The sequence below is a fragment of the Corallococcus praedator genome, from assembly GCF_003612125.1.
Lineage (GTDB): Bacteria > Myxococcota > Myxococcia > Myxococcales > Myxococcaceae > Corallococcus > Corallococcus praedator.
The window spans coordinates 1-2,616 of sequence record NZ_RAWI01000674.1 but is presented as its reverse complement, the minus strand read 5'-3'; the positions used below and the strand labels follow the sequence as shown (position 1 = coordinate 2,616).

Below are 2,616 nucleotides of genomic sequence, written 5' to 3'. Positions count from 1 at the left end.
GCTCAGGGCCCGTGTAGGTCCAGGCTCCCGAGCCTGGACCTACACGGGCCCTGAGCCCGGGGTGTTTCAGCCCAGGCCCAGCCGGGGCAGGGTGACTTCGCGCACCCGGGGGATCCGGAAGCGGTAGAGGAACGCGTCCGCGAAGTAGTGCGCGAGCACCACCGCGTTGGTCGCGATGACGCCCAGCGACCACAGGGGCTGCTGCTGGAGGAAGAAGTTCGTGGCCGCGTTGCCGGTGGCGCCGTCCACCAGCGTCACGAAGGGGCTGTTGACGATGCCCACCAGGATGATGGGCGCCATCACCGCGAGCATCGCCGCCCACACGCGGGGGCCCCGGAGGCGGGCCGTGGGCTCCGCGGCCGTGGGCTCCAGCATCCGGCCGGTGAGGAAGAAGTACTCCAGCCCGTGGATGCCCGCGCTCAGGATGGCGCCCCACAGCGGCCACACCAGGTACACCGCCACCACCGCCGCGTGCCCCAGGACATACACCCGCCGGGGGCCGCTCTGGCCCGGGGGCCCGCGCATCGCGAGCACCAGCTTCGCGACGAAGACGCCCCACACGGCGAGCAGCACCCAGGTGAGGGCGTGGGGCAGCGAACCGGACTCCGCCTGCCCGATGTTGATCATCGGCCCCATGCCCCGGGCCGCGGTGATGGGCAGCGCCAGCGAGCGCGCCATCATCAGCACCAGCGCCACCGGGACGAACTGGCGCTGGAGGGTGCGCTCGGCTTCCGACAGGGGCGGAGCGCCCTGGGCCCTTCCACGAAGGCCGTGCAGTGCCCACAGGCCCTTCACCTGCGACAACGTGTGGTGCGCCGCGAGGACGTGGATGCTGGCGCCCAGGAGCAGCGCCAGCAGGGGGGCGTGCTCGCTTGCGTACCAGAGCAGTCCGAAGGTGAGCGCGAACACCGCCGCCGAGCCGCCCACCAGCAGCCGGGACTGGTTCGGGGTGGTGTGCAGCAGCTCGCGCCGGGTGCCCACCAGCAGGAAGGTCAGGATGACGTGCGTGCCATTGAGGAAGACGTACTGCGAGGTCCACCGGCCAATCAGCTGGGAGAACCCGCGCGGGCCCTCGCCGGTGAAGCTGGCCAGCCACGCGCACGCGAGCATCAGCAGCGTGGGCAGCAAGAGCAGGCTGATGTCCGCCCGGGGCGAGAAGAGCCACAGGCCCTGGAAGCGCACGGACGCCGGGGCTTCGGACGTGTCGAGGGCGGAGGCGGGGAGGGTGGGCATGCGCGCGCCAGTATAGACGGTGTGGGACGCGGAGGGCTCGGTGGCCCCCCTCCCTCCATGGAGGGCAGGCGGGGAGGCCCGCCTCAGGGCACGGTGAAGAGGCTCCGGTACTGCGCCCACGTCGTGCGGTCCCCCTTCAGGCGCTCCTGGGCGTAGCGCAGCATCAGGAAGCCCTGGAGCAGGATGAGGAGCACGAAGATGCCCCCCACGAGGCGCTGCGTGGCCGGCCGTCGCAGGCTCGTGAGGAAGCCGGCGATGCCGAACGCGAAGAGGGCGCTCGCCTCCGTGTAGGCGCGGTGTCCGAAGCTGGAGCCGTAGGGCCAGTGCCACCACGAGGCCACGAGGAACGTCTGGAGGATGAAGAAGAGCGCCAATGGCAACAGGTAGGGCTTGAGGCGCTCGCGGTCGCGCACGAAGCCCGCCACCGCGAAGAGCCACAGCGGTGCCCAGAAGAAGAGGCCCTTGCGCACGCTGAAGAGGACCGCGAGCACCTGGGGCCTGTCGAAATGGAAGCCCTCGCCCCGGTAGGAGAAGACGAACCACTTCCCGGTGGCGTAGTGCCAGTAGGCGAAGAGGATGGACATCACCGCGCTGAAGGAGAGCAGGGCCAACGCGATGTTCCGGACGTTCGCCTTGAGGAAGGCGAGGCGCGCCCGCTGCGTCGGCAGGTCGAAGACGCCATACAGCAGCACGAACAGCGCCATCAGGCCGTTGGTGTTGCGCACCAGCGCGATGAACCCCAGCACGAACCCCAGCAGCAGGGAGCGGCGCGCGGTGGGCTCGCGGTACCACCGGGGCACGATGAGCATCAGCCCGGCGAAGAGCGCGAACGAATACACATGGCTCATGCTCGCTTCGAGGCTGCCGTAGTGGAACAGGTTGGTGCCGAACGTGACGGCGACGAGCGTCGCCAGCACCACCGGCGGCGAATAGCCAGCTTCCTCCAGGGCCCGGCGCAGCAACGCAAGGCCGATGAGCAGCGCGAGCAGTCCGTTGAGGGCCGCCGCCAGATGGTACGGGCGGGAATAGCCGCTCTGGTTCGCGCCCACGAGCGGCGCGCTGACGTGCGCGAGGAGGAACGCGGGCGCCATCAGGAGGGCCTGTCCCGGGGGGTACTTGTTGATGTAGCGGCCCGTGTGTTCGTCCAGGGTGAGGCCCAGCGGGGACTTCAGGTCCGTTCCCCACTCGGCCATCTCCGTGCGGAAGGACAGGTCGTGCTGGACGAAGAGGGCCGTCAGGTACAGGTGGTAGCCGTACCCATCCGAGCGGATGGCCGGCATCAGCGGATCCGCCCGGTAGTAGAAGAAGTTCGCCAGCATCCCGAGCACGAACACCCCCGGGAGGAACGCCTTCAACGCGCGGTGCACCCAGGAGGTCGTGGGG

General features: G+C 69.9%; 2 protein-coding genes. Both read right to left on the bottom strand.

From position 1 onward, the window contains the following. Nucleotides 1–66 precede the first annotated feature (66 nt). Nucleotides 67–1,233, bottom strand: a complete 1,167-nt coding sequence (locus D7Y13_RS40680; RefSeq protein WP_120586155.1) for a hypothetical protein — start codon at nt 1,231–1,233, stop codon at nt 67–69. Between the two features lie 83 nt (nt 1,234–1,316). Continuing rightward, nucleotides 1,317–2,616: hypothetical protein (locus D7Y13_RS46170; protein ID WP_120631025.1), on the bottom strand; the 1,300-nt coding region annotated here is incomplete at its 5' end.